This is a genomic window from Actinoplanes lutulentus, from assembly GCF_003259845.1.
In the GTDB taxonomy this organism is placed as follows: domain Bacteria; phylum Actinomycetota; class Actinomycetes; order Mycobacteriales; family Micromonosporaceae; genus Actinoplanes; species Actinoplanes lutulentus.
On the sequence record NZ_QLMJ01000024.1, the window covers coordinates 45,488 to 68,243 of the forward strand.

17 protein-coding genes are annotated in these 22,756 nt (G+C 69.3%); 9 read left to right on the forward strand and 8 right to left on the reverse strand.

Annotated elements, in window-relative coordinates:
• Positions 1–48 precede the first annotated feature (48 nt).
• The 5 genes from B0I29_RS38425 to B0I29_RS38445 are packed head-to-tail and all read right to left on the reverse strand — an operon-like array spanning position 49 to position 5,129.
• The gene (locus B0I29_RS38425; protein WP_111654095.1) at positions 49–1,470 is read right to left on the reverse strand and encodes a calcium-binding protein; all 1,422 of its coding nucleotides are present in this window, start codon (positions 1,468–1,470) and stop codon (positions 49–51) included.
• A 44-nt stretch (positions 1,471–1,514) separates the two neighbouring features.
• Positions 1,515–2,273, reverse strand: coding sequence for a heme ABC transporter ATP-binding protein (locus B0I29_RS38430; protein ID WP_111654096.1), 759 nt, complete (start codon positions 2,271–2,273; stop codon positions 1,515–1,517).
• Positions 2,270–3,271 carry a FecCD family ABC transporter permease gene (locus B0I29_RS38435; RefSeq protein ID WP_245973119.1) on the reverse strand — a complete coding sequence of 334 codons (1,002 nt, stop codon included), beginning with the start codon at positions 3,269–3,271 and terminating at the stop codon, positions 2,270–2,272. The genes B0I29_RS38430 and B0I29_RS38435 overlap by 4 nt, the downstream gene beginning before the upstream one ends.
• Before the next feature lie 50 nt (positions 3,272–3,321).
• Entirely contained in the window at positions 3,322–4,347 is a 1,026-nt protein-coding gene (locus B0I29_RS38440) for a heme/hemin ABC transporter substrate-binding protein (protein WP_181558198.1), read from the reverse strand.
• Positions 4,344–5,129, reverse strand: a complete 786-nt coding sequence (locus B0I29_RS38445) for a hypothetical protein (RefSeq protein ID WP_111654098.1) — start codon at positions 5,127–5,129, stop codon at positions 4,344–4,346. Before B0I29_RS38445 ends, B0I29_RS38440 begins: the two co-directional genes overlap by 4 nt.
• A gap of 119 nt (positions 5,130–5,248) precedes the next feature.
• Between B0I29_RS38445 and B0I29_RS38450 the strand changes: the two genes are divergently transcribed.
• From B0I29_RS38450 to B0I29_RS38460, 3 genes are all read left to right on the forward strand, one after another.
• On the forward strand, positions 5,249–6,424 hold the full coding sequence (locus B0I29_RS38450) for an HtaA domain-containing protein (RefSeq protein WP_111654099.1): 1,176 nt from the start codon (positions 5,249–5,251) through the stop codon (positions 6,422–6,424).
• Positions 6,425–6,500: 76 nt separating this feature from the next.
• Positions 6,501–7,481, forward strand: coding sequence for a WxL protein peptidoglycan domain-containing protein (locus B0I29_RS38455; RefSeq protein WP_111654100.1), 981 nt, complete (start codon positions 6,501–6,503; stop codon positions 7,479–7,481).
• A gap of 118 nt (positions 7,482–7,599) precedes the next feature.
• The gene (locus tag B0I29_RS38460) at positions 7,600–8,253 is read left to right on the forward strand and encodes a biliverdin-producing heme oxygenase (protein ID WP_111654101.1); all 654 of its coding nucleotides are present in this window, start codon (positions 7,600–7,602) and stop codon (positions 8,251–8,253) included.
• Between the two features lie 161 nt (positions 8,254–8,414).
• Here the strand turns inward: B0I29_RS38460 and B0I29_RS38465 are convergent, their stop codons facing one another.
• Positions 8,415–11,705, reverse strand: a complete 3,291-nt coding sequence (locus B0I29_RS38465) for a DUF4132 domain-containing protein (protein WP_111654214.1) — start codon at positions 11,703–11,705, stop codon at positions 8,415–8,417.
• A 59-nt stretch (positions 11,706–11,764) separates the two neighbouring features.
• Here B0I29_RS38465 and B0I29_RS38470 point away from each other — a divergent pair, with 59 nt between their 5' ends.
• Positions 11,765–12,868 (forward strand): threonine aldolase family protein, encoded by a 1,104-nt coding sequence (locus B0I29_RS38470; protein ID WP_111654102.1) that lies wholly within the window; start codon positions 11,765–11,767, stop codon positions 12,866–12,868.
• Here B0I29_RS38470 and B0I29_RS38475 read toward each other — a convergent pair.
• Positions 12,837–14,489, reverse strand: a complete 1,653-nt coding sequence (locus B0I29_RS38475) for a pectate lyase family protein (protein ID WP_220091549.1) — start codon at positions 14,487–14,489, stop codon at positions 12,837–12,839. The genes B0I29_RS38470 and B0I29_RS38475 overlap by 32 nt on opposite strands.
• Before the next feature lie 122 nt (positions 14,490–14,611).
• On the reverse strand, positions 14,612–16,426 hold the full coding sequence (locus tag B0I29_RS38480) for a sigma-70 family RNA polymerase sigma factor (RefSeq protein ID WP_111654103.1): 1,815 nt from the start codon (positions 16,424–16,426) through the stop codon (positions 14,612–14,614).
• Positions 16,427–16,702: 276 nt separating this feature from the next.
• On the opposite strand from B0I29_RS38480, the gene B0I29_RS38485 reads away from it, so the two are divergent.
• The 5 genes from B0I29_RS38485 (at position 16,703) to B0I29_RS38505 (ending at position 22,732) form a co-directional block, all read left to right on the forward strand.
• On the forward strand, positions 16,703–18,583 hold the full coding sequence (locus B0I29_RS38485; protein ID WP_181558199.1) for a calcium-binding protein: 1,881 nt from the start codon (positions 16,703–16,705) through the stop codon (positions 18,581–18,583).
• Positions 18,584–18,716: 133 nt separating this feature from the next.
• Positions 18,717–19,865 (forward strand): Gfo/Idh/MocA family protein, encoded by a 1,149-nt coding sequence (locus tag B0I29_RS38490; RefSeq protein ID WP_111654105.1) that lies wholly within the window; start codon positions 18,717–18,719, stop codon positions 19,863–19,865.
• Between the two features lies 1 nt (position 19,866).
• Positions 19,867–21,009 (forward strand): dihydrodipicolinate synthase family protein, encoded by a 1,143-nt coding sequence (locus B0I29_RS38495; RefSeq protein WP_111654106.1) that lies wholly within the window; start codon positions 19,867–19,869, stop codon positions 21,007–21,009.
• Complete coding sequence (locus B0I29_RS38500; protein WP_111654107.1) at positions 21,006–21,821, forward strand: sugar phosphate isomerase/epimerase family protein; 816 nt, start codon at positions 21,006–21,008, stop codon at positions 21,819–21,821. The genes B0I29_RS38495 and B0I29_RS38500 overlap by 4 nt, the downstream gene beginning before the upstream one ends.
• A 122-nt stretch (positions 21,822–21,943) precedes the next feature.
• Positions 21,944–22,732 carry a protein kinase family protein gene (locus B0I29_RS38505; RefSeq protein ID WP_111654108.1) on the forward strand — a complete coding sequence of 263 codons (789 nt, stop codon included), beginning with the start codon at positions 21,944–21,946 and terminating at the stop codon, positions 22,730–22,732.
• Positions 22,733–22,756 lie beyond the last annotated feature (24 nt).

Sequence of the window (22,756 nt, forward strand, 5' to 3'; positions counted from 1 at the left end):
GATCTCCCGTTCGAAGCATTCGAAGCATTCGCGGTGTTCGAATAACGATCATGCCGTGCGCTCGCAACTGACCAGGGTGTCGCTCGGCCTGGGCCGGCACAGGTCGTTCCCGGCGGAGCCGCCGTCGAGGTGGTCCGGCTCGTCCGAGCTGTCCCAGTCCCGGCCGTCGAGGTCGTCGTCGCCGGCCTCGCCGTAAACCGTGTCGCGGCCGTCCGAGCCGTCCAGCTCGTCGTTGCCCGCGCCGCCCCGGATGACGTCGTTGCCGTAGTCGCCCCAGATCACGTTGGCGGCGGCGTTGCCGGTGAGCCGGTCGTTGCCGTTGCCGCCGAGGATGTCCTCGACGTCGGCGCCGACGGTGTCCTTCTCGCCGGCCTGGCCGTCGTCGCGAGCAGCGCCGTCGAGGTCGACGGTGACCGGCTTGGTGTAGCCGGAGTACCAGACCCGGTCGCGGCCGGCGCCGCCGCGCATCACGTCCGCGCTCACCGCGCCCATGGTGGCGTCGTCACCGGCCAGCTCGTCGTTGCCGGCGCCACCGTCGAGCACGTCCGCGCCCAGTTCGCCGACCAGCACGTCGTTGCCGCCGTACCCGTAGATGGTGTCGTTGCCCGGGCCGCCGACGAGGGTGTCCGCGCGGCTCGTGCCGTACAGACGGTCGTTCTTCTGGCCGCCCTGGATCCGCTCGACGTCCGGCTTGATGTTGTCCTTCTCGCTGGCCTTGCCGTCGTCGGCGACCCCGTCAGCGTCCGCTTTCACGGCGTGCTCGTAGATGAAGTAGTTGACCTCGTCGTTCCCGGGGCCACCGGAGAAGACGTCGTTATCCGGCTCGGAGTAGTCACCGTCGGCCCAGCCCAGGATGTCGTTTCCGGCACCACCGCTGAGGCGGTCGTTACCGATTCCGCCACCGAGCGAATCGTCGCCGTTGTCGCCGTAGACGACGTCGTTGCCGTCGGAGCCCTCCAGATGATCGTGGCCGTCGCCACCCTTGATCCAGTCGTTGCCCTCGCCGCCGTCGATGGTGTCGCTGCCGGCCAGGCCCCAGATCTTGTCCTTGCCGGTGCCGCCGCGCAGGGTGTCGCCGCGCGGCCCGCCGGTGATCGAGTCGTTCGCGCTGCCACCGTCGGCGGTCATGCCGAGCCCGGTCTTGTTGACGATCGAGTCGACCCGGTCATAGGTGTAGACGCCGACCCTGGTCGGCGCCTTGCTCGTCGTGCAGCGCACCTTGGTCTTGTCGCCGGAGACCTTCTTGCAGCCCGCCCCGGCCTTGACCGCGACCCGGTCGTCAACCGTGATCGTGTTGCCCGATCGGGTCACGACGACCTTGTTCTGCTTGGCCTTGCCCGCCTTGTAGATCACCTTGGTGCCGGAGACCGAGGCCACCCCGGTGGCGGCGGCCTGCGCCGGCGAGCCGAGGAAAGCGCTGGCGAGCAGCGCGACACCCACCACAGTGGGCATCCGAAACGACCGTGACATGGATGGATGATAGGACGTGACCGTACCGTCGTGCAGCCCTTGTTTCAGGATCGATGCGGAACGATAAGCGGCGTTCCCGTGCGAGGGTGGTCGATCACCTCGACCCGGTGTTGATAGACCTCGCTGAGCAGCTCCTCGGTGAACACCTCGGCGGGCGGTCCGGACCGGCGGACCTTGCCCGCTGCCAGCACATATGCCCGGTCCGCGTACGCCGCAGCAAGCCCCAGATCGTGCAGGACGACCGCCACCGCGGCGCCGTCCCCGGCACGAGCGCGTGCCGCGGCCATGACCAGCTCCTGATGGCGCAGGTCGAGTGCCGCAGTGGGTTCGTCGAGCAGCAGCACCGGCGTGCGCTGGGCCAGCACCCGGGCCAGCGCGACCCGAGCCTGCTCGCCGCCGGAGAGCGCCGGGAACGGGCGCTGATCGAACGCGCTGGTCTCGGTCCACTTCATCGCCTCGGCGACGGCATCCTCGTCATCGGCGCTCTCGGGCCGTCCGTTCCACGGCGCCCGGCCCATCCGGATCACCTCGCCGGCGTTGAACGGGAACGACAGCGTCGCCTTCTGGGGCAGCACCGATCGCTGACGGGCGAGCTCGACGGCCTTGTAAGCGGTGAGGTCGCGGCCGGCTATCCGGATTTCCCCGGAATATCCGATATCGCCTGCCAGTGCCGCCAGCAGCGTCGACTTCCCGGCCCCGTTCGGCCCGACCAGCGCGACCACCTCACCTGGATCGACGTGCATGTCCACTCCGGACACCACCTCGCGACCACCCAGCCGCACCGAAACCCCGGTCGCTCTCATCCCCAGCCTCCGGCACGTGCCCGGGTGCGCCGCAGCAGCCAGAAGAAGGCCGGCCCGCCGACCACGGCGGTCAGCACCCCGAGCGGTAGTTCCTGATAGTCGATGGCGGTCCGGGCGATCAGATCACCGGTCACCACGATCACCGCGCCGGCCAGCGCGCTGGCCGGGATCAGCACCCGGTGCCCCGGCCCGGCGATCATGCGGATCAGGTGCGGCACGACCAGCCCGACGAAGCTGATGATCCCGGTGAACGCCACGGCCGAGGCGGTGAGCAGCGCGGTCGCGATGATCGCGATGATCCGCAGCCGCTCGGTGTCGACGCCGAGGTGCCGGGCCGGGCGTTCGCCGAGGGCCAGCAGGTCGAGCTTGCGGGCGCAGATCGCCGCCACCACGAGACCCGCGATCATGCACGGACCGGCGACCGCGACCGAGCCCCAGGTGGCCTGGGCCAGGCTGCCGAGCTGCCAGAACGCGATGGCGCGGACACCGTCGTCGTCGGTCAGGAACATCAGCAGCCCGAGCAGGGCGCCCGCGGTCGCGTTGACCGCCACGCCAGTGAGGACAAGCGTCACGACCTCGGTGCGGCCGGCGGCGCGCGACATCGCGTACACAAGAAGGGTTGTGATCATGCCGCCGGCGAAGGCGGCGGCCGCGGTGCTCCAGGCCCCGAAGATCGTGACGCCGCTGACGATCGCCGCCGCCGCACCCACCGCCGCGCCGGAGGAGACGCCCACGACGCCCGGCTCGGCGAGCGGATTGCCGAAAACGCCCTGCATGAGGGCGCCGGCGCAGCCCAGCGACGCGCCGACGATCACCGCGAGCACCACGCGCGGGAAACGCACCAGCCAGAGCGCGTTCTCACCCTGCACCGCCGAGGGCATCGGTCCGATGTCGAGCCCGAGCCGATGCAGCAGCGAACCGGCCACCTCACCCGGCGAGATCGGCACCTGCCCCTTACCCGCCGCGACCAGGCAGACAATGACAAGACCAACTGCCAACCCCAAGATCAAGACCGCTTTTTTGTACGCTCTGAGCGGGCTTTCTTTCGTCAGCTGCACGGGCCGTAAACCGCCTTGGCCAGAGCCTCGACCGCCTTGCCGGTCCGAGCGCCGAAGTTGAGCAGGATGCCGTCGTCCATGTCCACGATCCGCCGGTTCATCCCGGCCGGAGTCTGCGCGACACCGGGCAGCTTGAGCAGGCCGTCCACGCCGTCGACCGAGTTCAGGCCCTCGGTCATCACCAGGATCACGTCCGGCGCCGCGTTGATCAGGCCTTCGCTGGTCAGCGGCCGGAACTTCTTGAGCCCGATCTCACTGCCCGCGTCGACCGCGCCGATCGCCTCGATCATCGAGTCGGAGCCGGCGCCCTCGCCGCCGATCAGGAACACACCCGCTGTGCCGCGGACGTAGAGGAACGCGATCCGCGGCGGCGTGCCACCCGTCGGCGCGGTCTTGCGGGCCGCGTCGATCTCCGACTGCACCCGCTGGACCAGCTGCTCACCGGCCTCGGGTACGCCGAGCGCGGCGGCAACGGCCCGGATGTGCTCGGGCACCGCGGCCAGGGTCTGCGTGTCGTCGACGATCACGACCGGGATGCCGGCCTCGCGGATCTGGTTGAGCACTGTCGGCGGGCCGATGCTGTCGTCGGCGAGCAGGACCGTCGGGTTCAGCTTGAGGATCGCCTCGGCCGACAGGTCGTGTCCCTGCGGCGTGACCAGCGGAAGCTTCGCGGCGGCGGGGAACGTGGTGGACGTGTCCCGGCCGATCACCCGGTCACCGAGGCCGAGGCTGAAGACGATCTCGCCGAGGGAGCCGTACAGATTCACCGCGAGGATCCGGTCGGCGCTCGTCACGGTGACGTTGCGTTTGTCCGCCGAGTCCACGGTGACCGGCAGCTTCGGTGCGGGCGCGGGGTCGAGCGGGGTTATGTCCTCGCTGGCGAGCTTCGCGGTGGTGACACCGCAGCCATTGGCCGAGGCAGCCTCGGCCTCGGGTCCGATCTCGCTCACCGAGGTGCAACCCCCGGTCAGCAGGGCGGTCGTCACCAGCACCGCGGCGACATGGCGGATCTTCATGCTTTCTCCTGCTTACGGCGCCGAATCCGGCCCATCACGGTGGTGGCGAGAATGCCGACCAGGAACGCGCCGCCGATCGCCCACCAGTGGCCCATCGGGGTAGCGGTGCTGGTGCGGCTCAGCATCGGCTCGGCGACAGCGATCGCGGCGGCGGTCGTGGCGGCCGGGGGAGCGGCCGTGGCGAGACGTCCGGTGGGCGGGCCGACGGGGGTCTTGCTGCCGTTCGGCTTCGCGGTCGTGGTGGTGTTCTGCGGGGTTTTCTGCGGCGCGGTGGTGGAGGTCACTCCGTCTGTGGTGGAACCCGCGGCCGCCGCGAAACGCACCGGAATGCGGACGTCCTGGGACCGATCGCTCGTCCTGGTGTGGTCCGCCCTGGTCACGATCGCGCAGCCGCGGACGGCGCAGTCGATGTCGCCGATCATCTGGTTGACCTTCAGCGACACCGTGAACGAGCCACCCTTGCCGTACGGCTTGGTGAGTCCTTCGGCATAGGACGGTGGATTGTTGGAGATCCACACGGACGCTCCGGAGTCGCCCGACATGTCCGCTCCGCCACCGCACGGTGACGGCAGCACGCCGGCGCCGTTGTCCAGGCAAAACGCGACGTAGATGCCCTTCTCCACGTCGTATCCCCGGCCGGTCACGGTGACGGTCTCGCCGGCCCGATCCAGCCCTTTCGTCTTGGAGACCGTGAGACGCTTCGCGGCCTGCGCGGGTGTTCCGCCCGCTGTCACCACGATCAGCGCCAGGGCCGCGACCGCGGCTATCCGGCCGATGCGCACCGTTGTCCTCCAGGGATTTCCCAGCTCACATGATCTTGCTTTTGATCATGAGTTTAGGTGAGGCTAGCCTAACTCCGCTCGCATCAGCGAGCGTCTGCCCTCATCGGAAGGAAACGAGCATGGGCAACACCAAGGGCCCGCATCGGGTCGCACTGTTCGCTGGTGCGATCGCGATCGGCGCCGCCACGGCGCTGACCGGGGTCAGCCCGGCCCTGGCGGCACCGGTCAACGTGGCCGGTGGCAGCCTGGACTGGGGTTTCAAGGCGTCGTTCCGGGCGTACATCGGCACTGGTAACGGCACCCCGCCGATCGCCGTGAGTGATGGTGCGACCCGCAACAGTGACGGCACCTTCGACTTCGCTTCGAAGGGTGGCAAGTACGACACGGCCGCCGGCACCGCCACGGTCAACTACAAGGGCACTGTCGTGTTCTCGTACCCGGCGCACTTCTTCCAGATCACGCTCGCCAACCCGACCCTGGTGGTCGACGGCGACGGCACCGGCTCGCTGCTGGCCGACGTGGAACTGGTGAACGGCGGGGCTGTCGCCTCCGACCTGGAGCAGGCCGAGATCGCCTCCGTGGTGACCACCGCTCCCACGGTCACCGGCGGCGACATCTCGTTCTCGAACCTCGCCTCCACCCTTACCGCCTCGGGTGCCGCCGCGTTCGCCGGTTTCTACGCCGCGGGCAGCGATCTGGACCCGATCACGGCGACCGCGTCGGCCGAGGAGACCACGGAGCCGACCGACCCGACCGACCCCACGGACCCGACGGATCCGACCGACCCCACCGACCCGACGGACCCGGAGCCCGGTAACGGCTCCGCGTCGCAGACGATCAAGGCGGCGGTCACCGGTGGTGCGCTGACCCTCACGTCGGCCGGCTCCAATGTGGCGCTCTCCGCCGCGACCCCGGGCCAGACCGCGACTGGTGCTCTCAACTCGGTCACCGTGAGCGACCTGCGTGGCACCAACTCCGGTTGGGACCTGGTCGGTCAGGTCACCGAGTTCTCGTCGACCGGTGGCGGCAAGATCCCCGCTGCCAACCTCGGCTGGAAGCCCTCCGCCGCGGTGGTCGACAGCTCGCTCGTTGACGCCGCCGGCGTCAGCAACAAGGTGACGGCCGGTAACCCGGTCGCGCCCGGCACCGGCCTCGGTGCCAGCCGCACTCTGTGCAGCGCGGAGACCGGGAGCAGCCTCGGCAGCTCCACCTGTGGCGCCGCTCTGGAGCTCGGTATCCCCGAGTCCAGCGCAGCTGGTGAGTACAGCGCCGTTCTCACCCTGACGCTCGCCTGATTTTCACTGGGCGAGGGAACCGGCCGGGAATACCGCAATTATTCCCGGCCGGCCCGGCCCCATCGTAAGGAGCAACATGTTCGTCCGGGGCCTTCTGGCCGCCGTTGTGATCGTGGTGTCGATCCCCGCTCCGGCCTCGGCGGCACCCGGTGACTCCGGTGTGCGCTGGTCTGTGCAGCCGTCGAGCGCCAAGGGCCCCGACGGGCGGGACTTCATCATCCGGCGTGCGTCGCCCGGCGAGCGGATCACCGATTACGTCGGCATCACCAACCTCACCGCCAAGGCGCAGACCTTCCAGGTCTACGGCACTGACGCGTACACCACCGATGACGGCTCGTTCGCGCTGCTCGCCGCCGCGCAGCAGCCCACCGACATCGGCGCGTGGATCGGTCTCGGCGCCAAGCAGTACACGGTCCCGCCGAACACCCGGCTCGACGTACCGTTCTCGATCACCGTGCCGGACAACGCGACGCCTGGCGACCACGCCGGCGGAGTGATCGCCTCGATCGCGGAGGAGCAGGTCGACGCCAGCGGCCAGAAGGTCCTGGTGGATCGCCGCATCGCGGCCCGCGTCTACCTCACCGTCGCGGGCGCGGTCGCGCCCACCATCAAGATCGATTCGGTACGCCTTGAGTACAGCCAATCCACGAACCCGGCCGACGGCGGCGTGATGACAGTCCGCTACCTCGTCCGCAACACCGGCAACCTGCGGCTCACCGGCATCGGCTCGGTACGCGTGACCGGCCCGTTCGGCTGGGAGCTGGCCCGCACCGGTGCCATGGAGATACCCGAACTGCTACCTGGCGGCTCGATCACGATCACTGAGAAGATCACTGGTGTGCAGCCCACGGTGCGTCTCGCCGCCGAGGTCAGCGTCGTGCCCGCGACCTTCGACGAGCAGCTGCCGGCCGTCTCCCGCAGCACCGGAGTCTGGGCCTGGCCCTGGGCACTTGTCGCCCTGCTCGGTGCCGCACTTCTCTACCTTCTTGTCCGGCTTGTCCGCCGTCGAGTGCGCTCCCGGCGCGCTCGTGTCGTCCCGGATCCGGTAACCGCCTAATGAGGACCGCCCCGGAACCCCGATACTGGAAGCTCGGTATGGCTTCCACACCGCATTCGCCGAGCACCGCCGCTTTGCGAATCGCTGCTGCTCCGCAGATCAGGAAGGACGAGCCGAGATGACCGGTTTCGCAGCCCGTATCCGCCGCGCCACCATGGTCGAACACCGTGAGGCCGAGACCAGGACCTTCATCTCCCGTCTGATGGCGGGCACGATCCCGGTGGCCGGCTTCGCCGAGCTGACCAGCCAGTACTTGGTGATCTACCGCGAGCTGGAGGCGGCCGCCGAGGCGATGCGCAACGACCCGGTCGCGGGCGCGTTCGCCGATCCGGCCCTGTTCCGCGTGCCGGCCCTGGAAGCGGACCTCGCCCACCTGCACGGCGCCGGCTGGGAGTCCACGGTCGTCCCGGTCGAGGCCACCCAGGGGTACGCGCAGCGGCTCCGCGAGAAGTGCCGCACCTCCCCGGAGCACTTCATCGCCCACCATTACGTCCGTTACCTGGGCGACCTGAGCGGCGGCCAGCTGATCGGCCGCACCCTGAGCGACAAGTACGGCCTCCCGCCGGCGGCGACGAACTTCTACCGCTTCGAGCAGATCCCCGACGCGAAGGCTTACAAGACGGCGTACCGCCAGCAGCTGGACGCGCTCGACCTGCCGGAGGAGCGCCTAGAGGTGATCCTCGCCGAGGCCCGCCAGGCCTTCGCCTTCAACGGCGCCATCTTCACCGAGCTGGGCACAGCCTGGCCCGAAGACGTCCCCGCAGCCGCCTGACCCCCTGACCCCCGCAGCAGCCTGACCACCAGCTGTCGCCTGACCACCCGCAACCGGTAGCCCGCCGCGCGCTCGGGCGCGTCCAAGTGGTCGGGTCCGGTCAGGTGGTCGGGCGTGCTCGGGCGTGGTCGGGCGGTCGGGCGGTTGGGTGGTTGGGTCTGTCAGGTGGTTAGGTCGGTTAGGTCGCGTAGTAGTTCGGATGTTGTTACCGGGTCCAGCGTGGAGAGGGGAATTTCGCCCTCGGGGTTGTGGCGCCAGCGGGGGCCGGTGCCGTTGTGCAGGTAGGCGGCGGTCACCTTCTGCTCGGGGAAATAGTCGATCGAGCCGATCGCTATGCCGGGGTCGATGTCCAGGGCGAACTTTAGGCCCGGGGCGATCGGTAACTCCATCCGGCTCTGCATGCCGGCGTCCTGGGGTTCCTCGCGGCGCCAGCCGCGGCGTTCCAGGCTGAGGACCTTTGTTGTCGGCAGTGTGGAGCCCTGGAGCCGGGTCAGCACCTCGCCGGCCGCCTCCAGGGCGAAGACCGGCCTGTTGAGCTGCGGGAACGGCTGGATGATCTCGTAGTCGCCGAACAGCTCGACCCAGGTGCCCAGCGAGTCGCCGAGGTGCAGCGGATGGGCGACACCGACAACACCGTTCTCGGGTGGGAGCAGCGGCTCGTCGTCGACTGTTGAGAACGTGCGGTCCTCGGCGATCCGGAACGCCGGCCCCGCGTCGAGACGCCAGACCAGGCGGCGGGCGATGTGCCAGACCAAGGGGTGCTCGACGAAGAACTGCTGGAACTCGGGGAGTGTCCAGCGGCGGCCGTGGACCATCGCCTGCTCCAGGCGGCGTACCTGGTCGGTCGCGATGGTCCGGACGTCTTTTTTCAGCGCGGCGAACTGTTTCCACGCGGCCGGCGCGAGCTCCGCGTCGTCCCGTGCGCCCGGCTTGGGCAGTGCCTTCAGACGCTTGCCGGTTGCGTCCGCCGCGAACGGGCGGAGCTGCTCGTCGAAGCCGATGACGAACTGCCGGGGGCCGTAGTCGAGGCGCAGGCTCCCGTCGGCGGCCAGGCCGAAGTCGGGGACCAGCCGGTCGGCCAGCTGCTCGGCGGTCAGCCCGAGGGCCTCCGCCACCTCGGCCATCCGGGTCTGTGCGGCCGCTTTCAGCCCCTTGAACTTGGCTCGCTGGGAGATGCCGTGCAGGTGCATGAGGGCCACGTCGGTGCCGATGGTGGAGAGCACGGTGACGCCGGTGACCGCTTTCTGATGGCCGCCGTCGCCGGGCCAGGCCAGGATCAGCGGGGTGAGGCGGCGGACGGTCTCGTCGTTGCCGAGCAGGCCCAGGGCGTCGAGTGCCCAGTTTTCCCTCGACTCCGCGCCGGCCGACTGCCAGCGGTGGAAGGCACCCCAGGCGAACTCGGCGAGGTCAGCCGGGTCGCATGCGTCCTGGACGATCTCCAGTCCGGCGTACGCACTGTCGATCTTGGACAGCGCCAGCATCGTCACGAGGTGGCCGATGGACTCGGGTGGCAGCGCGCCGGAGCCGTCCCGCAGGCGCACCGGCGGGAGCAGACCGGGCACGGCCCAGCCCGGGGCCGGTGGCATTTTCGCAGGCAGCACGGCAAGCGGGTCGGTGGTGAGCAGCGTTTCGATCGCGGCGGCGGCGTCTCGCCCGTACCGATGGGCGGCGGTCTGGACCGTCTCGCCCAGGCCGTGTGTGTGCAGCGCGAGAAGTGCGCCCTCGGCCTGGCGGCGAGCCTGGCCCGGCTTGCCGAGCGCGGCCGGGATCAGGGCGGACGCGGCGTCGGCCGGGTGCCGGAGCAGCCAGGCGAGCGCGGGGCGGCGCAGGCTCTTGAGACGGGCCAGCCAGCCGGCCATCACCGTGGCGACCTCGGGTGAGGTGAACGGCATGAGCAGCGCCGCGGTGTCGGCCGTGCCGTGGTTTGCCAGGTGGAGCAGGGAGGGCAGGGCGTCGACCTCGAACCGGGCGGCGGCGACCCGCATCCACGGGCCGGCCTCCCACCCGTATCGCGGGCGCCACTGCCGCATGATCGGGCGGGCGACGATCGTGGGTGCGCGGGTGAAGAAGCCGGCCGCCTCGCTCCACTGACCGCGGCCGGTCAGCAGCCGCTCGGCGACCTGGATCCAGGACAGTTTCGACGTGAAGGCTCGGGGCAGGCCGGCCGGGTCGGCCCACTGCTCGCGCTCGCCCGGGAGCCAGCGGGCCGCGGCCGGATCGGAGCAGGTCAGGCCACTGATCACGATCGTCCGGGCAGGCTTGGAGCGGCTCAGCCAGGGCGGGCTGACCAGGATCGCCGGGATCGCCGAGGCGGGGGCGGTCACCAGCGAACGCGACTCGTCGGCGATCTGCCGGATCTGCTCGGCGGCGGCCGGGCCGAGGCGCGGCGCCACCTCGTCGACCAGCTCGGGGTGGGTCAGCACGTGGCCGCGCAGCAGGTCGGCGACCTGCTGTTTCGCCGCGCCCTCGGCGAAGAGCCGCAGGGCCCGCTCCGGGTCGAGAGCGGCGGCCTCGGTCAGCGTGGGCACCACGTATTTCGCGTCGACCCGCTCGACCAGCCCTCGCATCGCGTCGTCGCCGGGGAGGGCGGCGAGGGCGGTGAGCAGGCGTTTCTGCACGTCGGCGTTGCCGTAACCCTCGTCGAACCAGTGGAACAGCGCCGGTGCGGCGGCCGGGCCGGTGCCGTCGACGATCGTGGCGATCATCGCGGTGGAGCCGACCACGGTCCAGGTGTTGGCGACCGGGACGAGCGCGTCCAGCTGCGCGCCGGTGGCGACCGCGGTGGTCAGGGCGGCAGCACGGTACGAATCGGAGTCGGCCACCGCGGCCAGCACGTCCTGCTCCACCCAGTCATCACGGGATGGGACGAGGATGGAGGTGGCCGCTCGTGCGTACGCATGAAGGGACCGATAGGGAAGCAGCGCCTGGACCACCTCGTTGTGCTCGGCGTCGCTCGCCGTGGCGAGCGCACGGCGCACGCGGAGCAGGACCAGCAGCGGGGTATCGATCTGCCAGCCCTGCCGGTTCTCGCCGGAGCGCAGGTGGCGCACGCCGAGGTCGTCACGGCCGGGGCCGTCGTCGATGATGATCAACGCGTTCAGCGTGACGGCTGCCTCGGCGGCGAACCGCAGACCGTGCGCGGCGATCAGCAGGTCGGCCCAGGTGGCGAGCTGTGGCCGCGGCGAGAAATTGCCCAGCGCGCTGATCGCCGCGATCGCCGCGGCACCGAGCGGTGACGCACCGGGCTTGCTCTCAAGCCAGGTGCGCGCGGCGAGGGCCGTCGACTTTTCCGTGGTCGGTGCGGCGAGGATCTTGTTGACCAGGCCGGGGCGGCGGCCGATCTCCTCCTGAACCACGGCGCGAGCTTTCGCATCGGGGACGAAAAGGGTCACCCCGGCGCTGCCGCGACGCGGGTGCCGATGCCGGTGCCAGGGCTCGGGGAGGGTTTCCATGGGCGGCACGTTAGCGAGACGGTACGACAAAACCGGGAACGCTCTGCGACCATCCGGCGATGCCGGAAAACTTGATGCGCCACCGACTGTCGGTCATGCGAGCCTGCGATCGGATCCTTTCCGGCGTACGCCCGGCGACCATGCGGGAGCGGCTGACCGATCTGTCAGGCGGCGCTGACCTGGACGAACTGCCGGACTACTACGGCGACGGACCGGTCACCGTCCTCGAACAGCGGGTCGCGAACCTGCTCGGCACCGAGGCGGCCGTCTGGTTCCCCACCGGGACGATGGCTCAGCAGGTCGCCCTGCGGTACGGCGCCACCGAATCCGACGCGGTCGCCCTGCATCCGCTCGGCCACCAGCTGGTTCACGAGCGGGACGCGTACGCGAGCCTGACCGGACTGCGAGCCGTCACCTCGACGACCGCGCCGCGCAATCCGACCGCCGCCGATCTCGCCGAGCTGGACGAGCGGGTCGGCACTGTCGTCTTCGAGCTGCCGTTACGCGACGCCGGCTTCACGCTGCCGACCTGGGACGAGCTGACCGAGGCCTGCGAGGAGGCGGTGAACATCGGCGCCCGGGTGCACTTCGACGGCGCCCGGATCTGGGAGTCGACGCCCTATCTGGGCAGGTCGCTCGTCGAGATCGCGGAGCAGGCCGACAGTGTTTACGTCTCGTTCTACAAGACGCTGGGCGGGTTCAGCGGAGCGGCGCTGGCCGGCACGGCCGATCTGGCCCGGTACGCGCGAGCCTGGCGTCACCGGCACGGCGGCAACATCTTCCAGCAGTGGCCGGCGGTGCTGACCGCCCTCGCCGGCCTCGACCGGGAATTGCCGCGGATCCCGGATTACGTACGGCACGCCCGGGTCGTCGCCGATGCGCTCGCCGCGTTGCCAGGTGTGCGGGTGCAGCCCGAACCGCCTCACACGCATCAGTTCCGGCTCTTTATCCCGTACCCGGCAGGGGTTTTGAATGCGGCGGTGACCGAACTCGCGGAGAAGGAGTCGGTCTGGTTCTGCGGTGTCTGGCAGGACACGCCGGTGCCGGGGGTCGCGATGACCGAGATGACGATCGCGGCGGCGGCCCTGGAGTGGACCGCCGCCGACGTCATTGATGCGGGTGAGCGACTGCTCAGAGCTTGCCGGCTCCTGCACCGGCCTTGACCAGGGCGGACACCGAGGCGGTGGCGTCCAGGGTCACCGAGTACGGCGCCGAGGTGAAGGTGCCGGTCTGGGTGATCACCGGAGCCTCACCACCGAAGTCGTTGCCGGAGATGACGGCGAAACCGTCCAGATCGGAGTCCTCGGTCGTCCAGACCGGCAGCTTCACGTTGACGAACACGTTGTTCTGCACCAGGCACTGCGACTCCATGAGGCAGTGGATGCCGCTGGTCTTCGCGTTGGTGAAGAGGTTGTTGTAAAGGTGCACGGTGCCGAAACGCAGGCGCGGCAGCCGGGAGGCGACGTTGTCGAACCAGTTGTGGGAGTACGTGATGTGCAGCTTGCCGGTGTCCTCGGCAGCGTTGCTGTCACTGTGGCCGAGCAGCGAGCCCTTCGAGTGGTCGTGCAGGTAGTTCCAGGAGACCGTGACGAAGTCGGTGGCGTGGGTCAGGTCGACCATGCCGTCGTAGAAGTCCTTGTCGTGGCTCGTGTCGTTGAAGAGCTCGTTGTGGTCGATCCAGATCTTGGTGGACTTCTGCGCGGCGATCAGGTCGACCGGCGCCTGCGCGAACGAGATCTTCAGGTTGCGGACGATGACGTTGCTGGCCTTCTTGATGTAGATGCCGGCACCGGTCAGGCCCGCGTTGGCGCCGACGCCCACGAGGGTCTTGTTCGAGGAGACGACGACCTGGTCGGTGCCGCTGCCGGTGAGGATCGTGGAGATCTGCAGGATCTTGGCGCCGTCCGAGGCGGCCTCGGTGATCAGCTGGTCCAGCGAGGTGATCTTCACGGTGGAGCCGCCGGCGCCGCCGGTCGTGCCCGCGCCGAAGCCGATCGGGCTGGTCTCGAACTTCCCGGACGAGGTGGCACTCGCGCTGGCGCTGGCGCTGGCGCTGGCGCTGGCCGAGGCGGTCGTGCTGGCCGAGGCCGAGGCCGAGGCGGTCGCGGTGGGCGACGCGGTGGCGGTCTTGGTGGGCGACGCGGTCGCGGCCGGGGATGAAGCCGACGCCGTGGTCGTCTTCACGATCACATCGTCGAAGGACGCGGTCGCGTTGTACGTCTGGAGCCCGACCCGCCCGGTACCGAACGCCGACGCCGAAGCGGTCAGGATCGAAGCCCCGTTGACCGACCCGGTGAGCGTGTTCCCCTTGACGGTCAGACCCAGGGTGTACGAGCTGCTGGCCGAAACGGTCAGGGCGGCCTCGCTCAGCACCGTGGCGTTGCCCGACTTGACCGACTCCAGCCGCACCTTGTTCGCGCCGGTCAGCGCCAGTCGGTAGAAGCTCGTCGAGCTGGAGGACCGCGCCACGAGGGCCGTGTACCCGCCGGCCCCCACGGACAGCGGCTGCACCTTCGCCGACACCGTGTAATCGGCCCAGTCGGTCAGCCCGACGAACTGCCGGGACAGCGTCGCGCCGGTCTTGGTCTGCCGCAGCGCCTCACCCGTCACTGCCCAGGTGCCACCGGACTTGCTCCAGCCCGAGGTGTCGCCGTCCGCGAAGTCGTCGCTGAAACCCGCGGCCGTGGCAGCTTCGGTGCCGGCGAACGAGACCGTCGCGAGCGCGCCGATCCCGGTCACCACCGCGGCCATCCCGGCCGCGATGTAGATGTTCCGCTTCTTCATGTGCTCCCTTTCGGTCCCGCGCCGTACCGCGGCGGGGATGAGGGGGGCGTGGGGGCGCCCCGGACAGTCCAGAGGTGGTCCGGGACGGCGAATTGGTTGCGCCGCTGCTTATGTGACGCCGATCACTGCCGTACGCAGCGCGCGTACCCGCTCTCGATTTTGCGGTAGTTCGTGTAGCCGTCGTCGTAGTTGAGCGCCCAGCGCTTGCCCGGTTCCGGATCGGCTTTGTCGGAGGTCCAGTACCAGCCGTATTTCAGCGTGTCCGGGAACGCCTTGACGCTGATCGCCGGCGCGACCCGGGAGTCGTCGACAGTGGTGGACAGCTCCCGCACAGTCGGCAGGCGCCAGCCGTCGCCGAGGCCGTCGCAGAACGCGGTCGCCGCGGTCGCGGACATCTCCTTCGAGGTGGCGCGCCGCCAGATCAGCCCGGTCTGCGGGTCGGTCACCTGGCCGCCGGAGATCTGATAGGCGGGCTTGCCGGTGCCGCTCACTGAGCGTACACATCGGACCTGGAACGAACCGTCCTGGAACGCTCCGTTACTGGCCAGACCCTCGTAGAAGTTGATGATCCAGGCGCGCAGCGGCGTCTTGGTCACCGCCCAGGGCGTCGAGGTCCAGAAGAACTGAGCCGGCGTGCCGGGGAACGCCGTCGTGTTGATCGCCGGGCCGGAACGGGAGTGGTCGACGATCGAGGTGAGCTCGATCCGGGTCGGCAGATGCCACCCTCCGCCGTCGGCTCCCAGCCCTTCGCAATAGGCCTTGGCCTGGGTGAACGTGTAGGTCTTGGAGGCGGTTTCGCGCTGCCACTCCAGCCCGGTCACGTTGTCGCGGACCGTGCCGTTCCCCAAATTCTTGTAGCTCGCCTTCCGCTCCGGACCCGGCACCGGCCAGCTCGCCCAGCGGCTCGCCAGAGCTTTCCGCGGGGCCGGGTTGGCGCTCTTTGCCGGTGCGGTCGTCTTCGAAGCGCTGGGTGAAATCGAGGGGATCACACTGGGTGAAACCGTGGGACTCACGCTGGGTGCCGCAACGGCAATCTGGGCGGTGGGTTCCGGCCGTTCCGGCTTAGAGATGTACGCGTAAGAGCCCACCACCACGGCAACCAAAGCCGTGGCAGCGATCCCCGCGAAGGCCGGAGTGATCTGCGAAGCGGCCCCGCCGGAACCGCCCGCCGCCGTGGCCACGGCCGCCGTCAGCGCGGCAGGCACCGGTAGCAACGCGCACCCGACGAGCAGCCGCTCCACCGCGACCTCTCCGCCGGACCGGCCGGCGCAGATCCGGCAATCCCGTACGTGCCGATCGATCCGCTTGCGCCACAGTGGACTGGGCTGCCCGTCCCAGACGGCGACAGCACCCTCCAGCTCGATACAGCGCGGCTGGCTCTCCAGCGCCGCGACCAGCGCCCGACAGCGATCAAGCTGCCCGCGCATCCGCTGGATCCGCACCGCCGCATAGGCGACAGTCGTCTCCAGTGCGCCCGCCACCTCAGCCCGGCTCAGCTCGCCGGCGGCCTCCTGCCACCAGAGCGCGAGCACCGCGCGGTCCTCGTCATCCAGCCACCGGCTCGCCTCGGCCACCTGCCGGCGTTCCCCGGTGAGCCGCAGCCGCAGGATCGCGAGTTCCTCGAAGTCCGAGGAAACGGTCCCTGCCGAAACTGCCGGCACCGTCGCCATTTGAGCCGCCCGCTGCCGGTGCGCCCCGATCTGGTGCATCGCGATCGCCAGAACCCAGGCCCGCACACTGTCCGGCTGCCGCAGCGACGACAGATCCCGCAGGACCAGCAGCATCGTCTCCTGAACCACGTCCTCGACGTCCGGATGCCCGCCGAGCGCCCGCCCCACCACGTTGTAGACGAGCGGCAGGTAGGCGCGCGCGAACTCGTCCCGCGCCCGTTTGTCGCCGCCCTGTGCCGCAGCGACGAGATCGCCGATCCTGCTCATCGCCGCCTCCAGACGTGGATGGAAAAGCGGACCGAGGCTAGATATCGCGAACAGCGCCTGTCAACGCGCGGTGATAACACCGCCGCCGGCATATCAGTTTTTGCCGAGACGTTCCTCACCAGCGAAAACGTGGACTCCGGAATCCAAATAATCATTTCCCCGAACGGTATTCCACGTCAATTACGGAAGGTTCCCGGCCGGAAACGGGGCAGCGCGACGGGACCGTCCCGTCCTATCATCCTCAGCAAGATCGTCGACCGGCTCGAGGAGAGTTCGTTGATTCGTCCACAGTGGTCGTACCGGGTCGGGATGGCCTTGCTCACCACGATCTCGGCCGGTGCCCTCGCCGCTCCGGCCCAAGCCGCGACCACCGGTGTTGCGTACGTCTCCGGCGCCACGGTGACGTTCACCGCGGCGGCCGGCAAGGTCAACACCGTGACGCTCCTCCGCATCGGGCGCACGGTCACCATCGACGACCGGGTGGCGCTGAAGCCCGGCAAGGGCTGCAAGAAGGTCGACAAGACCAAGGTCAAGTGCACCACCGCGAAGAAGACGAAGCTGATCCAGGTCAAGCTCGGTGACAAGAACGACAAGCTGTTCAACGAGTCGGCGGCGAACTCGCGGATCTTCGGCGGCGCCGGCAACGACCGGATCATGGGCAGTCTCGGCGCCGACGCCGTGTACGGCGAGTCCGGCAACGACACCATCTTCGGCAGCGAGGGCAACGACGCGATCGACGGCGGAACCGGCAAGGACCTGATCTCGGGCGAGGACGGCAACGACCGGCTCTACGGCGCCGCCGGGAACGACCAGCTCTCCGCGGGCGCGGGCAACGACGAGGTACGGGCCGGCGCCGGCAACGACACCGTCCACGGCGATGCCGGCCACGATCGTGTCTACGGCGAGACCGGCAACGACTACATCCAGACGGACGCCGGGAACGACGTGGTCTACGGCGGTGACGGCAACGATCAGTTGCTGACCGGCAGCGGTTACGAGGACTGGGAGAAGGGCACCGGGACCGACGCCGTGGACGGCGGCGCCGGGAACGACTACGTGGTGGTCGGCGACGGCGACGACAAGGTGTGGGGGCAGAGCGGCAGCGACATCATCGCGCTGGGTTACGGCCACGACCGCGCCGACGGCGGGCTCGGCGCGGACACGATCGACGGCCAGGGCGGAAACGACACCATCGCCGGTGGCGCCGATGAGGACTACGTGTACGGCGGCGACGGCAATGACGTCGTTCAGGGTGGTGCCGGAAACGACCTGCTGGCCGGCGGCCTCGGCAACGACAAGGTCTACGGCGGTCCCGGAACCGACGGGTTCGATGAGGGCATCGCGCGCGCCGCGGGCACCGCGGACTCGGACCTGCTGGTCAGCGGCGGCGGCGAGGACTCGGTGTCCTACGCGTACCGCGTCCGGGGTGTCTCGGCCGACGCGGACGGCGTGACTGGCGACGACGGCGAATCCGGCGAGCGCGACACGATCGGCACCGGCTTCAAGAGGCTCACCGGCGGCAATGGCAACGACCGGCTGGTCGCATCGGCGGCCGGCTCGGACCTGGGTGGCGGCGCCGGGAACGACACGCTGGTCGGGGCCGGCGGCGCCGACCGGATCTTCGGTGGTTCGGGCCGGGACAACGTTTCCGGCGGCGGTGGCAACGACCTGCTCGTCGGCGACGGCGAATACGGCGCCTACCCCGCCGTGCAGCCGGCGGCTGACGTGATCTCCGGCGGTGCCGGTGTGGACACGGTGGACTACGGCGGCTCGGTCCGCGGGGTCGCCGTCGACCTCGACGGCGTAACGGGTGACGACGGTGTCTCCGGCGAGGGTGACACCCTCAGCACCGACATCGAGAACGTGATGGGCAGCGCGTTCACCGACCGGATCACCGGCAACGCGGCGGACAACCGGATCGAGGGCCGCGCCGGCGCTGACGTCATCCACGGTCTCGGTGGCAAGGACACCCTGCAGGGCGGATCCGGCGCCTACCTCTATGGCGACACCGGTGACGACATCGTGTGGGGACAGGCTGAATTGGACGCCGCGCCGATGCACCTTGACGGTGGCTCGCACGACTCGGCAACCGGTGACATCTGCGTCGTCAACCAGGACGGTCCCGACATCTGGACCAACTGCGAAACCTTCTGGTAGACCACCCCGTCCAGCTCCCAAGACCTGCGCCTGCCACCACTGGCAGGCGCAGGTCTTGTTTCGACCGGGATTTGCGGCCTACCCTACGAGCAGCAGGAAAGCGCTTTCCTCCTGTCCTCGAAGGGAACCCCGCATGGCAGCGCGCAGATCGATCGGGATCGTCATCAACGGTGTCACCGGCCGGATGGGATATCGCCAGCACCTGGTGCGGTCCCTCCTTGCCATCCGTGAGCAGGGCGGTGTGCCGCTGACCGGCGGCGGGCACATCTGGCCCGAGCTGATCCTGGTCGGCCGCGACCCGGACAAACTCGCTTCGATCGCGGCCCGGCACGGCCTCACCGAGTGGACCACCGACCTCGACGCCGCGCTGTCCCGGCCGGATGTGGAGGTCTATTTCGACGCGCAGGTGACTGCCCAGCGGGAGAAGGCGATCCGCCAGGCCATCGCGGCCGGCAAGCACATCTACACCGAGAAGCCTCTCGCGGAGAGCTCGGGCGCCGCTGAGGAGCTCGCCGAGCTGGCCGCCGCTGCCGGCATCCGCAGCGGCGTGGTGCAGGACAAACTCTTCCTGCCTGGCCTGCGCAAACTCAAGCGGCTGATCGACGGCGGCTTCTTCGGCAAGATCCTTTCGGTACGCGGCGAGTTCGGCTACTGGGTCTTCGAAGGTGACTGGCAGACGGCTCAGCGCCCGTCCTGGAACTACCGGCTGGCCGACGGCGGCGGCATCGTGATGGACATGTTCCCGCACTGGAACTACGTGCTCGAAGAGCTCTTCGGCGCGGTCCGCGCGGTGCAGTGCACGACGGTCACCCACATCGAGAGCCGGGTCGACGAGCGCGGCGAGACATACCAGGCCGACGCCGACGACGCCGCATACGCGATCTTCGAGCTGGAGGGCGGGATCGTCGCCCAGCTCAACTCGTCCTGGGCGGTCCGCGTCTACCGTGACGAGCTCGTCGAGTTCCAGGTCGACGGCACCGAGGGCAGCGCCGTCGCCGGTCTGCGCGGCTGCCGGATCCAGCACCGGGCCACCACGCCGAAACCGGTCTGGAACCCGGACCTGCCGGTGACCGAGTCGTTCCGCGACCAGTGGACCGAGGTGCCGGACAACGACGAGTTCGACAATGGATTCAAGGTCCAGTGGGAAGCGTTCCTGCGGCACGTGGTGGCCGGCGAGGAGTTCCACTGGGACTTCGAGTCCGGCGCCCGGGGCGTGCGGCTGGCCGAAGCGGGCCTCCAGTCAGCGAGCGAGGGCCGCCGCATCGAGCTGGGAAACGCCTGACATGGCTACGGTGAACCTGCCCGGCGGCCGGAAACTCGCCCTCGAAAACCGCCAAGCCTGGGAAAAACCCAAAAGCCCGATCAAAAGCCGCATTGCGTACGCGGCCGCGCACGTCGTCGCCGACCCGAGAGCCGAAAACGCCCCAGGCGCTCCGGCTGTCGTCGACTGGGACACCACGCTGAAGTTCCGCCACCATCTGTGGCAGCACGGCCTTGGTGTGGCCGAGGCGATGGACACCGCTCAGCGGGGCATGGGCCTCGACTACGCCGCGACCAGGGAACTCATCCGCCGCAGTGCGGCCGAGGCCCGTAGCGTCGGCGGAAAGATCGTGGCCGGCGTTGCCACTGACGACTTGGCCCCAGGGCAGGCGACTCTGGAGCAGGTGCTTCACGCGTACCAAAGGCAGTTGGGTGATGTGGCAGAAGCCGGCGCCGTGCCGGTTTTGATGTGCAGCCGCCATCTGGCGGCGGTCGCCAGGGACGCCGACGACTATCTCGGCATTTATCGCGACCTGCTGGAAAAATCTGACAAGCCGGTCGTGCTGCATTGGCTCGGGACCGCGTTTGATCCGGCGCTCGAAGGCTATTGGGGCTCGACCGATGTCGACAAAGCTACCGAAACCGTCCTCCAGCTGATCGCCGGAAACCCTGCCAAAGTGGACGGCGTCAAGATCTCGCTGCTCGACGCCGACCATGAGATCCGGCTGCGCCGGCGGCTGCCCGACGGTGTCCGGCTCTACACCGGCGACGATTTCAACTATCCGGACCTGATCCGCGGCGACGAGCAGGGGCACTCCGACGCGCTGCTCGGCATCTTCGCGGCGATCGCCCCGGCCGCGTCCGCCGCGCTGGCCGCGCTCGATCGGGGTGACCTGGCCGAGTACGACCGGATCTTCGCCCCGACCGTCCCGCTCTCCCGGCACATCTTCGAGAAGCCGACGTTCTACTACAAGACCGGCATCGTCTTCCTGGCCTGGCTCGCCGGTCACCAGGACCACTTCACGATGGTCGGCGGTCTGCAGTCGGGCCGGTCGGTGCCGCATTTCGCCAAGCTGATCGAGCTGGCCGACGCGGCCGGCCTGCTCGGCGACCCGGAGCTCGCGGCCGCGCGGGCAAACAGCTTCTTCAAGGTGGCGGTGGGATGAGCCGGTTCTCCTTCAATCAGATAACCGCGAAGCATTGGGACCTGGTCGACCTGGTCAAAGGCCTGGTCGAGGCGGATGTCGACAAGGTGGCGCTGTGGCGCGAGCCGGTGGCCGAATACGGTCTTGAGCGCTCTGCCGCCCTGGTCCGGGATGCCGGGCTCGAAGTCACGACGCTGTGCCGCAGTGGCTTCTTCCAGGAGCCGGGCTGGTTCGACGACAACCGCCGTGCGATCGACGAGGCGGCTGCTTTGGGCACCGGAGTTCTGGTGCTCGTTTCCGGAGGCCTTCCTCATGGGTCAAAAGACATAAAAGGCGCCCGCCAGCATGTTGCCGACGCGATCGCTCAGCTCGTGCCACATGCGACCAATGCCGGCGTCACCCTCGCGATCGAACCCCTGCACCCGATGTACGCCGCCGACCGCTGCGTGATCAACACCTGGGATCAGGCCATGGCGATCGCCTCAGCTTTTCCGTCCGACCAGGTAGGTGTCACTGTCGACACCTACCACCTGTGGTGGGACGACACGGTCCTCGACAAGATCGAGCAGGCCGGCGACCGGATCGCGATCTACCAGCTGGCTGACTGGATCACCCCGCTGCCGGCGGGCGTGCTGACCGGGCGCGGCCTGCCCGGCGACGGCTGCGTCGACATCGCCGCTTTCAACGCCGCCGTAGAGAAGGCCGGGTACACCGGCCCGATCGAGGTCGAGGTGATGAACGAGGAGCTCTGGCAGCGCCCGGGCCGGGAAATCCTTGCGGCCGCCTATTCGGGTTACTCAGGTGACATCGATCCGGCGAAATCCACGCCCTGACGCAGCCAGAGATTCGTCGAAGGCCATCCTCCGAAGCTACGCTTTTTGCTGGCTAGGAACAGGTTGCCCGGCGCCTCCCGGTCCGGTGAGATCTTGATTCCGAGACTTCGGGGGGTGCGAGGGTGGCGGGGATCGACACCCCGGCCGGTTACACCGGCTTGCAGCGGATCAGCACCGGCGCCGAAGCCGATCTCTACCGAGCCTGGGACGAGTACGCCGCCAAGGCGGTCGTCCTGCGGCTCTATCACCGGTTCGCTCGCGGGCGGGCCGAGGAGGCCGCGTTCGCCGAGTACTGCGCCACCGCCGTCAGTCTCGGCCGTCATCCGGGGATCGTCGCGGCGCGTGCCGGTGGGATCACCGCCACCGGCCGGCCGTGGCTCGCCCTGGACCTGATCGAGGGCCGCACCTTCGAAGAGGTCCTGCGCGACGATCCGCCCGCCCCGGCCGATGCGATCGACCTGGTCATCACGCTGGCCGACGCGCTGGCCTCGGCACACACGTCGATGACGCACGGTCGCCTGCGCGCTGCCCACGTCCTGATCACCGCGGCCGGCGTCCCGCTCGTGCACGACTTCGCGCTGCGGAGCACCGCGACGCCGCGTGACGATGTGACCAACCTCGCGGCGCTGCTGTTCCGGGCGCTCACCGGCAGTCACTGGCCGGACGGCGACGACCGGATCATCAAGTCCTGGCCGGGTCTGACCCAGCTTCTCGACGAGACCCTCACGCCGGTGCCCTCGGTCGACACCATGGCGGCCTTCGCGGATCGGTTGCGCCAGGTGCGGCCAGCGGCCTCGCCGCCGGCCCCGGTGGTCCAGCCAGTCGCTCCACTTCCTCTGCCTTTGGTACGCCCTAAGCGCACCGTTGCCCTGCTGGCGCTTCTGCGAGCGGCGTGGCTTCGTGTCCGGTGAGCATCCGGACGCGTCATCTGATGA

Bases quoted from the DNA above. Each gene is read 5' to 3' on its own strand.
- B0I29_RS38425 (WP_111654095.1), bottom strand. From the start codon at position 1,470: ATGTCACGGTCGTTTCGGATGCCCACTGTGGTGGGTGTCGCGCTGCTC.
- B0I29_RS38430 (WP_111654096.1), bottom strand. From the start codon at position 2,273: ATGAGAGCGACCGGGGTTTCGGTGCGGCTGGGTGGTCGCGAGGTGGTG.
- B0I29_RS38440 (WP_181558198.1), bottom strand. From the start codon at position 4,347: ATGAAGATCCGCCATGTCGCCGCGGTGCTGGTGACGACCGCCCTGCTG.
- B0I29_RS38450 (WP_111654099.1), top strand. From the start codon at position 5,249: ATGGGCAACACCAAGGGCCCGCATCGGGTCGCACTGTTCGCTGGTGCG.
- B0I29_RS38455 (WP_111654100.1), top strand. From the start codon at position 6,501: ATGTTCGTCCGGGGCCTTCTGGCCGCCGTTGTGATCGTGGTGTCGATC.
- B0I29_RS38460 (WP_111654101.1), top strand. From the start codon at position 7,600: ATGACCGGTTTCGCAGCCCGTATCCGCCGCGCCACCATGGTCGAACAC.
- B0I29_RS38465 (WP_111654214.1), bottom strand. From the start codon at position 11,705: ATGGAAACCCTCCCCGAGCCCTGGCACCGGCATCGGCACCCGCGTCGC.
- B0I29_RS38470 (WP_111654102.1), top strand. From the start codon at position 11,765: ATGCCGGAAAACTTGATGCGCCACCGACTGTCGGTCATGCGAGCCTGC.
- B0I29_RS38475 (WP_220091549.1), bottom strand. From the start codon at position 14,489: ATGAAGAAGCGGAACATCTACATCGCGGCCGGGATGGCCGCGGTGGTG.
- B0I29_RS38480 (WP_111654103.1), bottom strand. From the start codon at position 16,426: ATGAGCAGGATCGGCGATCTCGTCGCTGCGGCACAGGGCGGCGACAAA.
- B0I29_RS38490 (WP_111654105.1), top strand. From the start codon at position 18,717: ATGGCAGCGCGCAGATCGATCGGGATCGTCATCAACGGTGTCACCGGC.
- B0I29_RS38495 (WP_111654106.1), top strand. From the start codon at position 19,867: ATGGCTACGGTGAACCTGCCCGGCGGCCGGAAACTCGCCCTCGAAAAC.
- B0I29_RS38500 (WP_111654107.1), top strand. From the start codon at position 21,006: ATGAGCCGGTTCTCCTTCAATCAGATAACCGCGAAGCATTGGGACCTG.